Origin of the sequence: Pseudomonas sp. B3G-3 (assembly GCF_028640915.1) — a bacterium.
Lineage (GTDB): Bacteria > Pseudomonadota > Gammaproteobacteria > Pseudomonadales > Pseudomonadaceae > Aquipseudomonas > Aquipseudomonas chlororaphis_I.
Genome location: NZ_JAQZAB010000105.1, coordinates 87,917 through 104,352 on the forward strand (window position 1 = coordinate 87,917; position 16,436 = coordinate 104,352).

The 16,436-nt window shown below is 64.0% G+C and carries 13 protein-coding genes; 7 read left to right on the forward strand and 6 right to left on the reverse strand.

Annotated elements, in window-relative coordinates:
• Positions 1-146: 146 nt before the first annotated feature.
• The gene (locus PVZ80_RS15475) at positions 147-686 is read right to left on the reverse strand and encodes a cysteine hydrolase family protein (RefSeq protein ID WP_041986584.1); all 540 of its coding nucleotides are present in this window, start codon (positions 684-686) and stop codon (positions 147-149) included.
• A gap of 622 nt (positions 687-1,308) precedes the next feature.
• On the opposite strand from PVZ80_RS15475, the gene PVZ80_RS15480 reads away from it, so the two are divergent.
• The 5 genes from PVZ80_RS15480 (at position 1,309) to PVZ80_RS15500 (ending at position 8,055) form a co-directional block, all read left to right on the forward strand.
• Positions 1,309-1,791 carry a formate dehydrogenase subunit gamma gene (locus tag PVZ80_RS15480; RefSeq protein ID WP_009048511.1) on the forward strand — a complete coding sequence of 161 codons (483 nt, stop codon included), beginning with the start codon at positions 1,309-1,311 and terminating at the stop codon, positions 1,789-1,791.
• A complete protein-coding gene (locus tag PVZ80_RS15485) occupies positions 1,785-3,344 on the forward strand; it encodes a formate dehydrogenase beta subunit (RefSeq protein ID WP_273864165.1) in 1,560 nt (519 codons plus the stop codon). The genes PVZ80_RS15480 and PVZ80_RS15485 overlap by 7 nt, the downstream gene beginning before the upstream one ends.
• On the forward strand, positions 3,341-6,217 hold the full coding sequence (gene fdhF, locus PVZ80_RS15490) for a formate dehydrogenase subunit alpha (RefSeq protein ID WP_038579749.1): 2,877 nt from the start codon (positions 3,341-3,343) through the stop codon (positions 6,215-6,217). The genes PVZ80_RS15485 and fdhF overlap by 4 nt, the downstream gene beginning before the upstream one ends.
• Positions 6,214-6,441, forward strand: coding sequence for a formate dehydrogenase subunit delta (locus tag PVZ80_RS15495; protein ID WP_016701824.1), 228 nt, complete (start codon positions 6,214-6,216; stop codon positions 6,439-6,441). The genes fdhF and PVZ80_RS15495 overlap by 4 nt, the downstream gene beginning before the upstream one ends.
• Positions 6,442-6,774: 333 nt before the next feature.
• On the forward strand, positions 6,775-8,055 hold the full coding sequence (locus PVZ80_RS15500) for a serine/threonine transporter (protein ID WP_009048515.1): 1,281 nt from the start codon (positions 6,775-6,777) through the stop codon (positions 8,053-8,055).
• Here the strand turns inward: PVZ80_RS15500 and PVZ80_RS15505 are convergent.
• From PVZ80_RS15505 to acnB, 4 genes are all read right to left on the reverse strand, one after another.
• Complete coding sequence (locus PVZ80_RS15505; RefSeq protein WP_273864166.1) at positions 8,037-8,696, reverse strand: acyl-homoserine-lactone synthase; 660 nt, start codon at positions 8,694-8,696, stop codon at positions 8,037-8,039. The genes PVZ80_RS15500 and PVZ80_RS15505 overlap by 19 nt on opposite strands.
• Positions 8,697-8,726: 30 nt before the next feature.
• A complete protein-coding gene (locus tag PVZ80_RS15510; RefSeq protein ID WP_009048517.1) occupies positions 8,727-9,452 on the reverse strand; it encodes an autoinducer binding domain-containing protein in 726 nt (241 codons plus the stop codon).
• A 340-nt stretch (positions 9,453-9,792) separates the two neighbouring features.
• Entirely contained in the window at positions 9,793-10,674 is an 882-nt protein-coding gene (locus PVZ80_RS15515; protein WP_124340007.1) for an alpha/beta fold hydrolase, read from the reverse strand.
• Positions 10,675-11,032: 358 nt separating this feature from the next.
• Positions 11,033-13,633, reverse strand: coding sequence for a bifunctional aconitate hydratase 2/2-methylisocitrate dehydratase (acnB, locus tag PVZ80_RS15520; protein WP_009048519.1), 2,601 nt, complete (start codon positions 13,631-13,633; stop codon positions 11,033-11,035).
• Between the two features lie 462 nt (positions 13,634-14,095).
• Between acnB and PVZ80_RS15525 the strand changes: the two genes are divergently transcribed.
• Positions 14,096-14,566 carry a DUF1289 domain-containing protein gene (locus PVZ80_RS15525; protein WP_009043436.1) on the forward strand — a complete coding sequence of 157 codons (471 nt, stop codon included), beginning with the start codon at positions 14,096-14,098 and terminating at the stop codon, positions 14,564-14,566.
• Positions 14,567-14,666: 100 nt separating this feature from the next.
• Here the strand turns inward: PVZ80_RS15525 and PVZ80_RS15530 are convergent, their stop codons facing one another.
• Positions 14,667-15,530 carry a universal stress protein gene (locus PVZ80_RS15530; RefSeq protein ID WP_009048520.1) on the reverse strand — a complete coding sequence of 288 codons (864 nt, stop codon included), beginning with the start codon at positions 15,528-15,530 and terminating at the stop codon, positions 14,667-14,669.
• Positions 15,531-15,757: 227 nt separating this feature from the next.
• On the opposite strand from PVZ80_RS15530, the gene PVZ80_RS15535 reads away from it, so the two are divergent.
• A complete protein-coding gene (locus PVZ80_RS15535; RefSeq protein WP_110175138.1) occupies positions 15,758-16,363 on the forward strand; it encodes a tRNA-(ms[2]io[6]A)-hydroxylase in 606 nt (201 codons plus the stop codon).
• The last annotated feature ends 73 nt before the right edge of the window (positions 16,364-16,436 follow it).

Genomic DNA, 16,436 nt, shown 5'->3' on the forward strand with positions numbered 1-16,436 from the left:
ATCGCCAGCAAGCCTGGCTCCTACAGAAGCAGCGGCGATCACGGTCTCGCGCCTGACATGGCTTCTGTAGGAGCGAGGCTTGCCCGCGATGACGGACTGGAGGGCACCACTGCCTTCAAGGTCCTGAACGCCAGCAGGGGGAATGCTCAGAAGCGGATATCAGCAGTTTTCACTCGCCGGACAAAGGCGCCGTCCAGGGTCGCGTTGTGGTGCTCGATGATCGCCCGGGCCGGCAGCGCCGGGGTGTCCATGCAGGTATGGGCATCCTCCACCAGCACGGCGGCGAACCCCAGGTCCAGGACGGCGCGGCAGGTCGCGTCGATGCAGTACTGGGTCTTCATGCCGACAATCACCAGCTCATCGATCTGCTCGGCCCGCAGCTGTTCGGCCAGCCCGGTGCCGACAAAACAATTGGGGCGGGTTTTGTCCAGCCGCAGGTCGCTGGCCTCGAGCTGCAATTGCGGCAGCAGTTGCCACGGCGCGCTGCCGGCGGCGATGGGCGAACCTTGCGGGCCGGTATGGCGTACGGCGATCACCGGCGCGCCGGCCTGCCGGGCGCGGTGGATCAACTGGTTGATGTTGTCGAGCACGCGCTGCCCCTCGAAGGGCTGCTCTGGTCCGTGAAACAGGCCGACCTGCATGTCGACGATCAGCAGGGCGGGGCGCTGGGCCTGGGGTGACGGCATGGTGTTTCTCCTTGTGAGCCAGCTGGACGGAGAAACAAAAGGCCCCGTCCATTGCTGGCGGGGCCTTGGGTTCGACTGCGCTGTTGTCAGCTCATGCAGCGACCACACGACCCGCCGGAAGCGGTCGTGGTGGTAGTGCGGGTGAGGTGGCGCGGGAAAGGATTCATGGCACCGATCATGGGGCCGGGGTTCGCGCACTGTCAATCCGAGGGGATGCTGGTTTGAGTGTCCGGGCATTGGCGGTTTTCAGCCGTCGGGTGAAGGCGCCGAAGGCCTGGTGCCGCTTTTTGCAGCGCTGCATCAGCGAGCCGGGCGGGCGGGTAATCGAAGGGCGCCGTGGGCTACGCTGAGCTTGCTTGAGTGTCTTGAGCGGATGCGGGTCAGCGCTCCTGACCAGCAGGTCGCTTTCAGGACACGATGGGTCGCCTGGGTGCAATCGCCGGGCTATGGTGATGGGCAAGCTTCCAGGATGCCCCGGACCCGGTGCGCCAAGACACTTGGCCGGAGAGCAAGAATGGCGACCGAGGATCCACGCCTCCGTGACGTGGTCGGGCGCTGCAGCCGAAGACTCCGGACGGCTGCCGCTATGCGGCGGTGGCGTTCGAGATGCCGAGGTACGTTTATGTCTGATGACACGCTTCACCTGCCTTTGATTCACAGCGTATTGGAGCGCGAAAAGGACACTCCCGGTGCCTTGCTGCCCATTCTCCACGCCATTCAGGACGGTTGTGGGTACATCCCCGACACCGCCATCCCCGAGATCGCCCATGCCCTCAACCTCAGCCTGGCTGAAGTGCACGGCGTGATCAGCTTCTACCACGATTTCCGTACCACACCGCCCGCGCGCCATACCCTGCGCCTGTGCCGGGCCGAGTCCTGCCAGAGCCGGGGCGCCGAACACCTGGCTGCGCAGCTGCGCGAACAACTGTTGCTGGACGACCATGGCACCACCGCCGACGGCAGTATCAACCTGCGTCCCGTCTATTGCCTGGGGGCCTGCGCCTGTTCGCCGGCCCTGGAACTGGACGGCGAGCTGCACGCCCGGATCACCCCCGAGCGCCTGCGCCAGCTGGTCAGTGGCTGCCTGGAGGATGGCGCATGCTGAAGCTCTATATCCCCCGCGATTCGGTGGCCCGTGCCGTGGGCGCGGACAAGGTGGCCGTGGCGCTGGTGCGTGAGGCCGAACGTCGACAACTGCCCTTGGAGCTGTGCCGCACCAGCTCCCGTGGCCTCTATTGGCTGGAGCCGCTGCTGGAAGTGGACAGCGCCGACGGCCGCCTGGGTTTCGGCCCCCTGACCGCGGAGGACGTACCGAGCCTGCTCGACGCCCTGGCGGCAGACCCAAACAGCCATCCCTTGGCCCTGGGGCCGGTGGAAGAGATCCCTTATTTGAAGAGCCAGCAGCGCCTGCTGTTCGCTCGGGCCGGCATCACCCAGCCGCTGTCCCTGGACGATTACCGCGCCCAGGGCGGTTTCCGGGGCCTGGCCCGGGCCATCCAGATGGCGGGCGATGAGGTGGTCGCCAGCGTGCTCGACTCCGGCCTGCGCGGCCGGGGTGGCGCGGCCTTTCCGGCGGGTATCAAGTGGCGCACCGTGCGCGAAGCCGCGGGTGCCCAGAAATATGTGGTCTGTAACGCCGATGAAGGCGACTCCGGCACCTTCGCCGACCGCATGTTGATGGAGGGCGACCCCTTCCTGCTGATCGAAGGCATGATCATCGCCGGCATCGCCGTGGGCGCCAGCCAGGGCTATATCTACGTGCGCTCGGAATACCCGGACGCCATCGGCACCCTGAACGAGGCCCTGCGCATCGCCCGCGAGGCCGGTTACCTGGGGGCGAACGTGGGCGGTAGTGGCCGCCCCTTCGAGCTGGACGTGCGGGTGGGGGCCGGCGCCTACATCTGCGGTGAGGAAACGGCGCTGCTGGAGTCCCTCGAAGGCAAGCGCGGCACGGTTCGCGCCAAACCGCCGCTGCCGGCCCTGCAAGGCCTGTTCGGCTTGCCAACGCTGGTGCACAACGTGCTGACCCTGGCCTCGGTACCGATCATCCTGGAGAAGGGCGCGCAGTTCTATCGCGACTTCGGCATGGGACGTTCCCTGGGCACCATGCCGTTCCAACTGGCCGGCAACGTCCGCCAGGCGGGCCTGGTCGAACGCGCCTTCGGCCTGAGCCTGCGCGAGCTGGTGGAAGGTTATGGCGGCGGTACCGCCAGTGGCCGGCCATTGAAGGCGGCGCAAGTGGGTGGGCCGCTGGGCGCCTGGGTGCCCCCCGCGCAGTTCGATACGCCGCTGGACTACGAGGCGTTCGCCGCCATGGGCGCGATGCTCGGCCACGGTGGCGTGGTGGTCGCCGACGACAGCCTGGACATGGCCCAGATGGCCCGTTTCGCCTTGCAGTTCTGCGCCGAGGAATCCTGCGGCAAGTGCACGCCGTGCCGGATCGGCTCGACCCGCGGGGTGGAGGTGGTGGACCGCTTGATCGCTAGCACCGACGCCGCGGCCCGCGAGGAACAGGCGCTGCTGCTGCAAGACCTCTGCGACACTCTGCAATACGGCTCGCTCTGTGCCCTGGGCGGAATGACTTCCTACCCTGTCGCCAGCGCCCTCAAGCACTTTCCCGCCGACTTCGGTCTGGCGACCACGGAGGCCGACCAATGATCAATATCTTCGACCCAACCAGTGATATCGACCTCGGCACCCCGGCCCGCGAAAGCGCGGTGCAGGTCAGCCTGACCATCGACGGCCGCGAAATCAGCGTGGCTTCCGGCACTTCGGTGATGCGCGCCGCGGCACTGCTCGGCACCACCATCCCCAAACTCTGTGCCACCGACAGCCTGGAAGCCTTCGGCTCCTGCCGCATGTGCCTGGTGGAGATCGAGGGCATGCGCGGCTATCCGGCCTCCTGCACCACGCCGGTGACCGAGGGCATGGTCGTCCACACCCAGACCTCCAAACTCGCCAGCCTGCGGCGCAACGTGATGGAGCTGTACATCTCCGACCACCCGCTGGACTGCCTGACGTGTTCGGCCAACGGCAACTGCGAGTTGCAGACGGTGGCGGGGCAGGTGGGCCTGCGAGAAGTGCGCTACGGCTACGAGGGCGCCAACCACCTGGACGAACAGAAGGACGTCTCCAACCCCTATTTCGACTACGACCCGAGCAAGTGCATCGTCTGCAACCGCTGCGTGCGCGCCTGCGAGGAAACCCAGGGCACCTTCGCCCTGACCATCAGCGGGCGCGGTTTCGATTCGCGAGTGGCGGCGGCCGGCGGCGACAATTTCCTCGACTCCGAGTGCGTGTCCTGCGGCGCCTGCGTGCAGGCCTGCCCGACCGCCACCCTGATGGAAAAGAGCGTGGTGGAAATCGGCCAGCCCGAGCGCAGCGTCATCACCACCTGCGCCTACTGTGGCGTGGGCTGCTCCTTCCGCGCCGAGATGAAAGGCGAGCAACTGGTGCGCATGGTCCCGGACAAGAACGGCCAGGCCAACCACGGCCACTCCTGCGTCAAAGGGCGCTTCGCCTGGGGCTACGCCACCCACCCGGACCGCATCACCAAGCCGATGATCCGTAAGCACATCAGCGATCCGTGGCAAGAGGTCAGCTGGGAAGAGGCGGTCACCTACGCGGCCAGCGAGTTGCGCCGCATCCAGTTGAAATACGGACGCGATTCCATCGGTGGCATCACCTCCAGCCGTTGCACCAACGAAGAGACGTACCTGGTGCAGAAGCTGGTGCGCACCGCCTTCGGCAACAACAACGTCGACACCTGCGCCCGGGTCTGCCATTCGCCCACCGGCTACGGCCTCAAGCAGACGCTGGGCGAGTCCGCCGGTACCCAGAGTTTCGACTCGGTGATGCAGGCCGACGTCATTCTGGTGATGGGCGCCAACCCCACCGACGCGCACCCGGTATTCGGCTCTCAGCTCAAGCGCCGCCTGCGCCAGGGCGCGCGGTTGATCGTCATCGACCCGCGGCGCATCGACCTGGTGGATTCGCCCCATGCCCGTGCCGACCTGCATTTGCAGCTGCGTCCGGGCACCAACGTGGCCATGCTCAACGCATTGGCCCATGTGATCGTCACCGAGGGCCTGGTCAACCAGCCTTTCGTCGATCAGCGCTGCGAAGCGGCGGACTTCGCCCGCTGGCGCGATTTCGTCAGCCTGGCGGAGAATTCCCCCGAGGTCCTGGGGCCGATTTGCGGGGTGCCGGCCAAACAGATCCGCGAGGCCGCGCGGCTGTACGCCACCGGTGGCAACGCGGCCATCTACTACGGCCTGGGCGTCACCGAGCACAGCCAGGGCAGCACCTCGGTGATGGGCATCGCCAACCTGGCGATGGTCACCGGCAACATCGGCCGCGAGGGTGTCGGGGTCAACCCGCTGCGCGGGCAGAACAACGTCCAGGGCTCCTGCGACATGGGTTCCTTCCCCCATGAGCTGCCTGGCTATCGGCATATCTCCAACGAGGCGGTGCGCGCCGAGTTCGAACAGGCCTGGAACGTGACCCTGCAACCCGACCCGGGCCTGCGCATCCCCAACATGTTCGAGGCGGCCCTGGACGGCACCTTCAAGGCGCTCTACTGCCAGGGCGAGGACATCGCCCAGAGCGACCCCAACACCCAGCACGTGACCGCCGCCCTGACGGCCATGGAGTGCGTGGTGGTGCAGGACATCTTCCTCAACGAGACGGCCAAGTTCGCCCATGTGTTCCTGCCGGGCAGCTCCTTCCTCGAGAAGGACGGCACCTTCACCAACGCCGAGCGCCGCATCTCGCGGGTGCGCAAGGTCATGGAACCGCTGGCCGGCAAGGCCGACTGGGAGGCCACCATCGCCCTGGCCGACGCCCTGGGCTACAAGATGCAGTACAGCCATCCATCGGAGATCATGGATGAGATCGCACGCCTGACCCCGACTTTCCACCGTGTCAGCTACGCCGAGCTGGACCGTCACGGCAGCCTGCAATGGCCGTGCAACGATGCCGCGCCGGACGGCACGCCGACCATGCACATCGATGAGTTCGTGCGCGGCAAGGGCCGCTTCATGCTCACCGGCTACGTGCCCACCGAGGAGAAGGTCAACAGTCGCTACCCGTTGCTGCTGACCACCGGGCGCATCCTCAGCCAGTACAACGTCGGCGCCCAGACCCGGCGCACCGACAACGTGGCCTGGCACGAGGAGGACCGCCTGGAAATCCACCCGACCGACGCCGAGAACCGCGGCATCGTCGATGGCGACTGGGTCGGCATCGGCAGCCGCGCCGGGCAGACGGTGCTGCGCGCCAAGGTCAGCGAGCGGGTGGCGCCGGGGGTGGTCTACACCACCTTCCACTTCCCGGAATCGGGCGCCAACGTGATCACCACCGACAACTCCGACTGGGCCACCAACTGTCCGGAATACAAGGTGACGGCGGTGGAGGTGGTGCGGGTCAACCAGCCTTCCGAATGGCAGAAGCGTTATCAGGCGTTCAGCGATGAACAGGGGCGCCTGCTGCGGGAGCGTCGTCACGCCGAGAAAGCCGAGGTGCGCCGATGAGCAGCGAAAGCCTGATCAAGATGGCCAACCAGATTGCCCAGTTCTTCGCCAGCGAACCGGACAAGGCCCAGGCAGTGCGCAGCGTGCGCCAGCACCTGAAAAGCTTCTGGACGCCGGCCATGCGCAGAGAGTTGGCCGCCTGGGAGGTGACACACCCCGGCACGGCGCTGCACCCCCTGGTGCAGGCGGCGTTGAAGGAAGAGGAAACGCAAGGGCAGACCTAGCGTCTGCCGTTGGCGGGCAAACCTTGAACCGGACCGCCTTGTTGCAACCAACCAGAAGCCAGGGCCTTGCCCTGGCTTCTGCGTTACATCCAGCACGAAGGCCAGGCCTGGACCTGATCCAGCACTTGCCGCCGATCAATGAAAGGCTGCGCCTGACCCCGCAAAACCGCGCTCCAGACATCTGCACCGGCAAACCGTTCCTCAGCTAAGTCTTTGCTTCTGTCGAGTAATCCCGGACAATCGCGCCCCTGTTTCGGCGAGGGCTCTGTCTGTCGGGTATTCCGACGCGTCCTGGCCGAGTGGCAAATGACCGGAATGTGGAGATCCCACCGGATGAATGATCAGGCCAACAGCGTTGATCAGCGCTTTGAAGCGGCAGCCCCAGCGACCCTCGCGAGCTGGAATCGCCAAGACACTACCTGGATGCTGGGCCTGTTCGGCACCGCCATCGGCGCAGGGACCCTGTTCTTGCCGATCAACGCCGGCCTGGGCGGCTTCTGGCCGCTGCTGATCCTGGCGCTGCTGGCGTTCCCGATGACCTTCTTCGCCCACCGTGGCCTGACCCGCTTCGTGCTCTCCGGGCGTGACGGCGCGGACATCACCGAAGTGGTGGAAGAGCATTTCGGGATCAAGGCCGGCGCCCTGATCACCTTGCTCTACTTCTTCGCCATCTTCCCGATCCTGCTGATCTACAGCGTGGCCCTGACCAACACCGTGGGCAGCTTCATGGAGCACCAGTTGCACATCATGCCGCCGCCGCGCGCCGTGCTGTCGCTGGTGCTGATCCTCGGCCTGCTGGCCGTGGTGCGCTGCGGCGAGCAGGTGATCGTCAAGGCCATGAGCCTGATGGTCTACCCGTTCATCGTCGCCTTGCTGTTCCTCGCGGTGTTCCTGGTTCCGCACTGGAACGGCGGCATCCTCAGCACCGCCAGCACCCTGCCTGAACCTTCGGCGTTCCTGCACACCCTGTGGCTGGCGATCCCGGTCATGGTGTTCTCGTTCAACCATTCGCCGATCATCTCGGCCTTTGCCGTGGACCAGAAGCGTCGTTATGGCGCACACGCCGAAGAGCGCAGCTCGCAGATCCTCTCCCGCGCGCACCTGCTGATGGTGGCGATGGTGCTGTTCTTCGTCTTCAGCTGCGTGCTGACCCTGTCGCCGGCCCAACTGGCCGAAGCCAAGGCGCAGAACCTGTCGATCCTGTCGTACCTGGCCAACCACTTCAGCAACCCGACCATCGCTTTCGCCGCGCCGCTGATCGCGTTCGTGGCCATCGCCAAGTCGTTCCTGGGCCATTACATCGGCGCCAGCGAAGGCCTCAAGGGGCTGATCGTGAAAAGCGGCCGCCGCCCGGGCGCCAAGGCCCTGGACCGCATGACCGCGGCCTTCATGCTGGTGGTGTGCTGGATAGTCGCCACGCTCAACCCGAGCATCCTCGGGATGATCGAAACCCTGGGCGGCCCGATCATCGCGGCCATCCTGTTCCTGATGCCGATGTACGCCATCCGCAAGGTGCCGGCCATGGCCCGCTACCGCGGCCAGGCCTCCAACGTGTTCGTCACCCTGGTCGGCCTGGTGGCGATCACCGCGCTGGTCTACTCCCTGAGCGCCTGACCCGCCGGCGGCCCACCGCGTGTTGGCGGTGGGTTGCTGCGCAGAAATGCCTGATTCAGCGAAGCCACGGCCGCTGACTGCGTGTAAAGCGCGGCGCGGCCGTTTTTCTGGTAGGCCGCAAAGTCCAGGGCCAGCAAGTGGTCGCGGTTGACCCGTTGCGGCTGGCCGAGCCGGCTCAGCGCCACGCCATGGCGCAGGAAGTAACGCTCCAGCGCCGGCGTGGTGACCGCCACCACCGAGTTCGCGCCCAGGGTCCAGGCGGTGTGCAGGGTGTGCCAGAACACCCGCATCGGCAGTTTGCCGTTTTCCAGGGCCGAGGCGGCGAAACGCGAGATTTCCCAGGTGTCGTGCTGCCGCGGCAAGGGCCGGTCGCAGAGAAAACCGAACACGTCCGCCAGCAGATAGGGCTGGGTGGTCGGCAGCAAGCGGGCGCAGCCGTGGACCTTTTCCTCGCTGTCCAGCGCCAGGGTGTAGCGGGTGTCGGCATGGTCGAACTGATCGACCTCGTGCCCGCACTGGCCGGTGCAGGCGGGTAGTCGCCAACCCAATTGCTTGATGAAGACCGCATGGCGATAGCGGCCGAGGTCGTCGCGCAGTGTCGGTGAAAGCTGGCTTTCATGCCGTGAAACCACAGTGATCATGGGTCGATATCCTTATCGTCGGATGAAGCGTCAGATCAGCCCCAGGACGGCGGCATAGGCGGCGGCCAGAGTCTTGTTGGCTGCGCCGAATTTCTTCTGGATGACCTTGAGGTGGAAGTTCACGGTATTCACCGAGATGCCCAGGATCAGGGCAATCTCCCCGGAACTCTTGCCGTCGGCCGTCCATTGCAGGATTTCCCGCTCGCGCGCGCTCAGCTCCAGCTGTTCGACCTGGCTGCTGGGGTGCCCGAGTTCGCCGAGGCGCGTGGTCGCCAGTTCGATGATGCAGCGCAGGCGCAGGCGGATTTCTCCCAGTTCCACGGCGCTGATCGCCGTGCATTCGCGGGCCACCGACAACACGCTCAGGGCGCTGTCGGGCGTGTGGATGGGCAAGGTGGCGCCCACCCGCAAGCCCCATTCCCGGGCCTCGCCCCACAACACCGAGCCTTTGCCGAACAAGGCGTCGCTCCAGACCACCATTTCCGTGGAGCGCAGGCCGTTGAGGATCGTCGGGTCGATCGCGGCGTAGTTCTGTTGCTGGTAACGCTCTATCCAGGCTTGCGGATAGGAGCCATAGATATCGATTTTCGGGCGGGTGAAGGGGATCGAATGCCTGACTCCGTAAGCGTAGAAATCAAACCCCAGGGACCGGACTTCCCGTTCCAGCAGCGCGAATACCTGTGCGCTCTCCTGTTGCTTGAGTATCTCCATGCGCAGGTCGTTCCACCAGTGCATGAAATCCTGTCGTTTCTCCATGGCGTTTGCCTTGATTCCTTGCACGTCAGGGAATCTAGTCCAGGGCAATACGCTGTCAATATTCATGAAGTTCATAGAAAACCCCGCAACTGCCCTGATCCGGCGTCCTTCATCGGGCCGCCCGGGCGCGGGGCCGGCAATTCGGACGGTGGCACTCTGCAAGGGGGCTCATGACCAAGGCTTGCCTGCGTCAATATGTCGCGCTTTGGCCGTGTGCCGTAAAGGCGCTGGCCAGGCCGATAAGGGCAAAAGACGTCCCCGGCAAAACCGCTGGCGATCATGCACATAACTCTTTTCCTTGAGTGTTCTGGCTGTCTCCGGCCAGGGGGATGGGGCAGTTTCAGGCAGAGCGCAGGCGGGTCATGGGTTCCACAGCGGTGGCCGGCTCGCGGGCGCTGGGCAGCAACTGGGCGAGCAGGGCGCGATGTACGCCGTCGGCGGCGGTTCTCGATTCCAGGTCGAGAAAGTGCCCGCTGCCCTCGACCACCGCGAAGCTGCAATCGCGCACATAACGGCGGAACTGCCGGGCGTCCTGCGCCGGGGTGTATTCGTCCCACGCGCCATTGATGAAGTGCACATGGCTGTCGATCGCTGCCAGGCGCTGGACGAAGGTGCCCTGGTTGAGCCTGAGCGCCTGTTCGATATGAAAGCGCACCTGGTGCCGCTCGGCGTCCACCAGGGTGGCCATGTGCAACTGGTTGGCGGCCTTCAGGCGCGGTGGCAGGTGCTTGCCCAGGGTGTCGTTGAGCAGGTGGCCGATCCCGCCGCTGTCCTGCCGCTCCAGCAAGGCCTGGGCGCTGCTTATGTAATCGAGCATCGGCGGGTTGAGGAGGGGGGTGAAGGACATCACCACCGAGCTTTCCACGGTGCCCGGGTTGTGGGTCAGGGCCAGCAGGGTCGACAGGCCGCCCCAGGAGGTGGACACCACATGGTTGACCTTGAAACGCTCGATCAGCGCCAGCAGGATCGCCACTTCGTCGTCCTTGGTCACCAGGCGCTGGTCCGGGTTGTGTGGCCGCGAGTTGCCGGAGAATGGCAGGTCGAACATCACCACATTGAAATGTTCGGCCAGGCAGCGGCTGGTGCGGGCGAAGGCGGTGGTGGTGGCCATGGCGCCGTTGACCAGCAACACCGTCTTGCGTTGCGGGTCGTTGCCCAATTGTTCGACATGCACACAGTAGTCGTTGAACGCTTTCTCGATCACACAATGGTTACGCCACATAGCACACCTCCATTTGTTGCTTTTGACGGGGCGAAAGAGTCCGCGGCAGCTGAGATCCAGCTGTCGTGCGCGGGATGTTTTTATAGTCGTGTGAGCGCTTTGAGCGATCGGCGCGGGTTGACAGCTGTCATCCCAAGGCCGTGGCAAGCGGGCAGCGTTCGACGTTCGGGCGAGCGTCGGGTGCCGTTGGCAGTGGCGTGATTTTTAGCAAGGGCGGGGAGGGCTAACAACTACCAGATCTGGTAGGCAAAGACGCCTGGCGTTCTGCTGCCAGAGCGACTAGCGAGTCGATCGCCGGGATAAAAAAAACGCCGCGTATCGTCGTGGGATACGCGGCGTTCTTCATTGCCTTGCAGCCTTAGGCTTGAACCACCGGAATCTTGGCGTTCGCAGCAGCCTCACGGAACTCGGCGATCTGATCGAAGCTCAGGTAGCGGTACACGTCCGCTGCCATGCTGTCGATCTTGCCGGCGTATTCCATGTACTCCTCGACGGTCGGCAGGCGACCCAGGATGGACGCAACGGACGCCAGCTCGGCCGAAGCCAGGTAGACGTTCGCGCCGTCACCCAGACGGTTCGGGAAGTTACGGGTCGAAGTCGAAACCACGGTGGAGTTCGGCTCTACACGTGCCTGGTTACCCATGCACAGCGAGCAGCCCGGCATTTCCATGCGCGCGCCAGCCTTGCCGTAGATGCCGTAGTAGCCTTCTTCGGTCAGCTGGTGAGCGTCCATCTTGGTCGGCGGCGACAGCCACAGGCGGGTTGGCAGCTGGCCCTTGACCTGATCCAGCAGTTTGCCGGCAGCGCGGAAGTGACCGATGTTGGTCATGCAGGAACCAATGAACACTTCGTCGATCTTCTCGCCAGCCACGCTGGAGAGCAGGCGAGCGTCGTCCGGGTCGTTCGGCGCGCAGAGCACAGGCTCCTTGACGTCGGCCAGGTCGATCTCGATGACTTCGGCGTATTCGGCGTCCTTGTCGGCTTCCAGCAGCTCAGGGTTGGCCAGCCAGGCTTCCATGGCTTGAGCGCGACGCTCCAGGGTACGGGCATCGCCGTAGCCTTCGCCGATCATCCAGCGCAGCAGGGTGATGTTCGACTGCAGGTATTCGGCGATCGACTCTTTGGACAGCTTGATGGTGCAACCGGCAGCCGAACGTTCGGCCGAGGCGTCGGACAGTTCGAAGGCTTGCTCGACGGTCAGGGTTTCCAGACCTTCGATCTCCAGGATGCGGCCGGAGAAGGCGTTCTTCTTGCCTTTCTTCTCGACGGTCAGCAGGCCTTTCTGGATCGCGTAGTAAGGGATGGCGTGGACCAGGTCACGCAGGGTGACGCCAGGCTGCAGCTTGCCCTTGAAGCGGACCAGGATCGATTCCGGCATGTCCAGTGGCATGACGCCGGTGGCGGCGGCGAAGGCCACCAGGCCGGAACCGGCCGGGAACGAGATGCCGATCGGGAAACGGGTGTGGGAGTCGCCACCGGTGCCGACGGTGTCCGGCAGCAGCATGCGGTTCAGCCAGCTGTGGATGATGCCGTCGCCCGGACGCAGGGACACGCCGCCACGGGTCATGATGAAGTCAGGCAGGGTGTGGTGGGTGGTGACGTCGATCGGCTTCGGATAAGCCGCGGTGTGGCAGAACGACTGCATCACCAGGTCGGTGGAGAAGCCCAGGCAAGCCAGGTCCTTCAGTTCGTCACGGGTCATCGGGCCAGTGGTGTCCTGGGAGCCGACGGTGGTCATCTTCGGTTCGCAGTAGGTGCCTGGACGCACGCCTTTGACGCCGCACGCCTTGCCGACCATTTTCTGCGCCAGGGTGAAGCCCTTGGTGCTTTCGGCCGGAGCTTCCGGCTTCTTGAACAGGTCCGAAGGTGGCAGGCCCAGTTCGGTGCGCGCCTTCTCGGTCAGGCCACGGCCGATGATCAGCGGGATACGACCGCCGGCACGGACTTCGTCGAGCAGGACCGGGGTCTTCATTTCGAAGGTGGCCAGGACTTCGTCGCTGTTGTGCTTGGTGACTTTACCGGCGTGCGGGTACAGGTCGATCACGTCGCCCATGTTCATCTTCGACACATCGAATTCGATCGGCAGGGCGCCGGCGTCTTCCATGGTGTTGTAGAAGATCGGTGCGATCTTGCTGCCGAAGCAGAAGCCGCCCGCGCGCTTGTTCGGCACGTAAGGAACGTCGTCGCCGAAGAACCACAGTACGGAGTTGGTTGCCGATTTACGGGACGAACCGGTACCGACCACGTCGCCGACGTAGGCGATCGGGAAGCCGTCGTTGCGCATCTGCTCGATCTGTTTCATCGGGCCGATGGCGCCTTGCTGGTCCGGAACGATGCCGTCACGGGCCATTTTCAGCATGGCCAGGGCGTGCAGCGGGATGTCAGGACGGGACCAGGCGTCCGGGGCAGGGGACAGGTCGTCGGTGTTGGTTTCGCCAGTCACCTTGAACACGCGCAGGCTGATCTTGTCGGCCAGTACCGGGCGGTTCTTGAACCACTCGCCGTCGGCCCAGGATTGCAGTACGGCTTGGGCGTGAACGTTGCCGTTCTTGGCTTTTTCCGCGACGTCGTGGAAGGCATCGAACATCAACAGGGTGTGCTTGAGCTGTGCGGCCGCGACCGGCGCCAGCTCGGCGTCGTCCAGCAGCTCGACCAGGGTCACGATGTTGTAGCCGCCCTGCATGGTGCCCAGCAGTTCAACGGCGCGCTTCTTGTCCAGCAGAGGGGATTTGGCTTCGCCTTTGGCCAGCGCGGAGAGGAAACCGGCCTTTACATAGGCGGCTTCGTCGACTCCTGGCGGAACGCGATTGGTGATCAGGTCAACGAGGAAGGCTTCTTCGCCAGCGGGGGGATTCTTCAGCAGCTCGACCAGGCCTGCAGTTTGTTCGGCGTTTAGCGGCTGGGGAACGATACCCAGGGCTGCACGCTCTTCGATATGTTTGCGGTAGGCTTCAAGCACAGTATTACCCTCATCAGTGGTCCCAAATGGGTGTCCGGGACGCTCATCCCGAAATTGCCGTACTCATGCGCTGCGTGACGTTTTGGGTCGCTTAGCCAGAATTACCGACAATTCCTTACAGAAGCTGCTTTCAAAGTTTTACGCCTGCAGAACGGGAGCTGATGAGGGTTGGCGCTGGGCTTTCCCCGCTGGAAAGACCCATCGCCAACACCGCTCTGAAGGAACGACTGTGCTCGTGACGCTTTGAAAACAGCTTCTAACGGACATTGGCGCCTAAAAAGGCTGGCTGATTCTACGGCAAAAAAAAATTAAAGGTAAGACAGGGTCTATTGGACTTTGGTGGCGGCCGCCGNCCACCAAAGTCCAATAGACCCTCAGCCCCTGAAGTTTGAGGGGTGATCAATGTTAGACAAAGGGCTAACATGCGGGCCTGTTTCGCTTTTTTCCGCCAATTGCCTACTTATGCCCAATCAGACGATCAAGACCCCCTGCGTCGGCCTCTGCTCCACTGTCTACGGTGACCTGGTGTGCCGTGGCTGCAAGCGTTTCCACCATGAAGTGATCCACTGGAACGGCTACAACGAGGAAGAAAAGCACGCGGTGTGGCTGCGTCTCGAGCAATTGCTGGTGCAGGTGATGGCGGCCAAGCTGGAAGTCTTCGATCCCCAGCGGCTGCGCGAGCAACTGGAGCAGCGCAAGATCCGCTTCGTGCCGCACCAGTCGGAATATTGCTGGGCCTATCAGCTGATCGCCCGCGGGGCGCGGGTGATCAACCAGCTGGAGGCCTACGGGATGGTGTTGCTGCCGGAGTTTCGCGACTGGGAACTGCCGGAGTTGCGTGATGCCATCGATCGGGAGTTTTTCCTCCTGTCGGAAGCCCATTACCAGCGGTATATCGCCCCGGGGTTTCTCAAGGACGCCTTTGGCGCCTGACCGCTAAAAAAGCATCGCGAGCAAGCTCGCTCCTACAAGGTATGTGCAACCTGTAGGAGCGAGCTTGCTCGCGATGGCGTTCTATCAGTAAACCTATCACTCAATGCTTGCTGGCCACCTCTTCCAGGTGGTCCATGATCACCTCCGGCTTGAGCACCAGCACGTCGCTTTCCAGGGCATCGAGCACCACTTCCGCGGTGTTGCCGATCAGCGCCCCGGAAATCCCGGTGCGCGCCACGGTGCCGATGATGGTCAGCGCCGCCTGCAATTCATGGGCGGTGTGCGGGATCAGCACGTCCGCCGGGCCTTCTTCTATATGCAGGTGGGTATCGTCGATGTCGAATTCGGCCTGGAACGCCTTGCACTGCTCGCGGTAGCGCGCCTCGATGGTTTCCTTGAGCTGGAACACCGGGTCGGACGCCGACAGCATCGGCGACGGATGGGCGCTGATCACATGCAACTGCGCCTTGGCCAGGCTGGCGATGTCAAAACCATGGTCGACGATGGTGGCATGCAGGGTGCGATGCTCGCCGTCGACATTGCCGACGTCGATGGCCGCCAGGATCACGCCGCCGGTCCAGGGCTTGGCAGTTTTCACCAGCAGCACCGGGCTTGGGCAGTAGCGCAGCAGTTTCCAGTCGGCGGGGGTGAGCAGGGCCTTTTTCAGCGGGTTGTCGGCAAAGTGCTGCTTGATCACCAGGCCACAACCTTCGGCCTGCTGCACGTCGATGATGGTGCCGTGCAGGCTGTCGTTCCAGGCCTGCTCGGTGGTCACGCTGTAGCCCTCGCTCAGCAGGCTGCTCTTGAGCACGCTCAACAGCGCCGAATGCTCGTGTTTCTTGTCGCACACCAGCAGGTGCAGATGGGCCTGGGTCACCCCGGCGATCAGCTTGGCGCGCTTGAGCGCAAGGCTTTCGGAATGCTCGGGCTCGATGACCACCAGGATGCTGCGGATGGCTTGCATGGTCGGGATCTCCAGAGAGGGATGAAGGCTACGTTGCACAACTATAGTTGCTGCGCGTCACCGTGGCTGTTGACGCACATCAAGCGCCGCGGCTGGTGGTCTGCGGCGTGGCCGGTATAATCGGCGCCCTTCGCCGTGAACCCTTATGCCGTGAGCCCCATGTTATCTATCCCTGAAGTCGCCACCGTCCTGTCTTGCGCGCCCGCTGCCGTAACAGGGGGGCAGCCATGAACCTGCCGGAAATCCATGAGTTCCTCGGCTGCCGCACGCCGGATGCCTGGGTCCGGGCGGCCCTGGCGGATCAGGAAACCCTGCTGATCGACCACAAGAACTGCGAATTCAAGGCAGCCAGCACGGCCCTGAGCCTGATCGCCAAGTACCACTCCCATGTCGACCTGATCAACATGATGTCGCGCCTGGCCCGGGAAGAGCTGGTGCACCACGAACAGGTCATGCGCCTGATGAAGCGGCGCAAGATCGAACTGCGCCAGCTGTCGGCCGGGCGTTATGCCTCGGGCCTGCGCAAGGTGGTGCGCAGCCACGAACCGGTGAAGCTGGTGGACACCCTGGTGGTCGGCGCCTTTATCGAGGCCCGCAGCTGCGAGCGTTTCGAGGCGCTGGTGCCGCACCTGGACGAAGAACTGGGCAAGTTCTACTTCGGCCTGCTGAAAAGCGAGGCCCGGCACTTCCAGGGTTACCTGAAGCTGGCCTATCAGTACGGCGACGCCAAGGACATCGCCCAGGTGATCGAGAAGGTGCGCGCCGCCGAGCGCGAACTGATCGAGTCGCCGGACGTCGAGTTCCGTTTCCACAGCGGCGTGCCTGCTCTGTAGAACGGCCGACGCCGGTATAAAACTACGGGCAAATTGTAAAAAACTCTTAAAAGCATGAAACATCATTGAAAAC

Coding starts and splice junctions, on each gene's coding strand:
- PVZ80_RS15475 (WP_041986584.1), bottom strand. CDS start 686: ATGCCGTCACCCCAGGCCCAGCGCCCCGCCCTGCTGATCGTCGACATG.
- PVZ80_RS15480 (WP_009048511.1), top strand. CDS start 1,309: ATGTCTGATGACACGCTTCACCTGCCTTTGATTCACAGCGTATTGGAG.
- PVZ80_RS15485 (WP_273864165.1), top strand. CDS start 1,785: ATGCTGAAGCTCTATATCCCCCGCGATTCGGTGGCCCGTGCCGTGGGC.
- fdhF (WP_038579749.1), top strand. CDS start 3,341: ATGATCAATATCTTCGACCCAACCAGTGATATCGACCTCGGCACCCCG.
- PVZ80_RS15495 (WP_016701824.1), top strand. CDS start 6,214: ATGAGCAGCGAAAGCCTGATCAAGATGGCCAACCAGATTGCCCAGTTC.
- PVZ80_RS15500 (WP_009048515.1), top strand. CDS start 6,775: ATGAATGATCAGGCCAACAGCGTTGATCAGCGCTTTGAAGCGGCAGCC.
- PVZ80_RS15505 (WP_273864166.1), bottom strand. CDS start 8,696: ATGATCACTGTGGTTTCACGGCATGAAAGCCAGCTTTCACCGACACTG.
- PVZ80_RS15510 (WP_009048517.1), bottom strand. CDS start 9,452: ATGGAGAAACGACAGGATTTCATGCACTGGTGGAACGACCTGCGCATG.
- PVZ80_RS15515 (WP_124340007.1), bottom strand. CDS start 10,674: ATGTGGCGTAACCATTGTGTGATCGAGAAAGCGTTCAACGACTACTGT.
- PVZ80_RS15525 (WP_009043436.1), top strand. CDS start 14,096: ATGCCCAATCAGACGATCAAGACCCCCTGCGTCGGCCTCTGCTCCACT.
- PVZ80_RS15530 (WP_009048520.1), bottom strand. CDS start 15,530: ATGCAAGCCATCCGCAGCATCCTGGTGGTCATCGAGCCCGAGCATTCC.
- PVZ80_RS15535 (WP_110175138.1), top strand. CDS start 15,758: ATGAACCTGCCGGAAATCCATGAGTTCCTCGGCTGCCGCACGCCGGAT.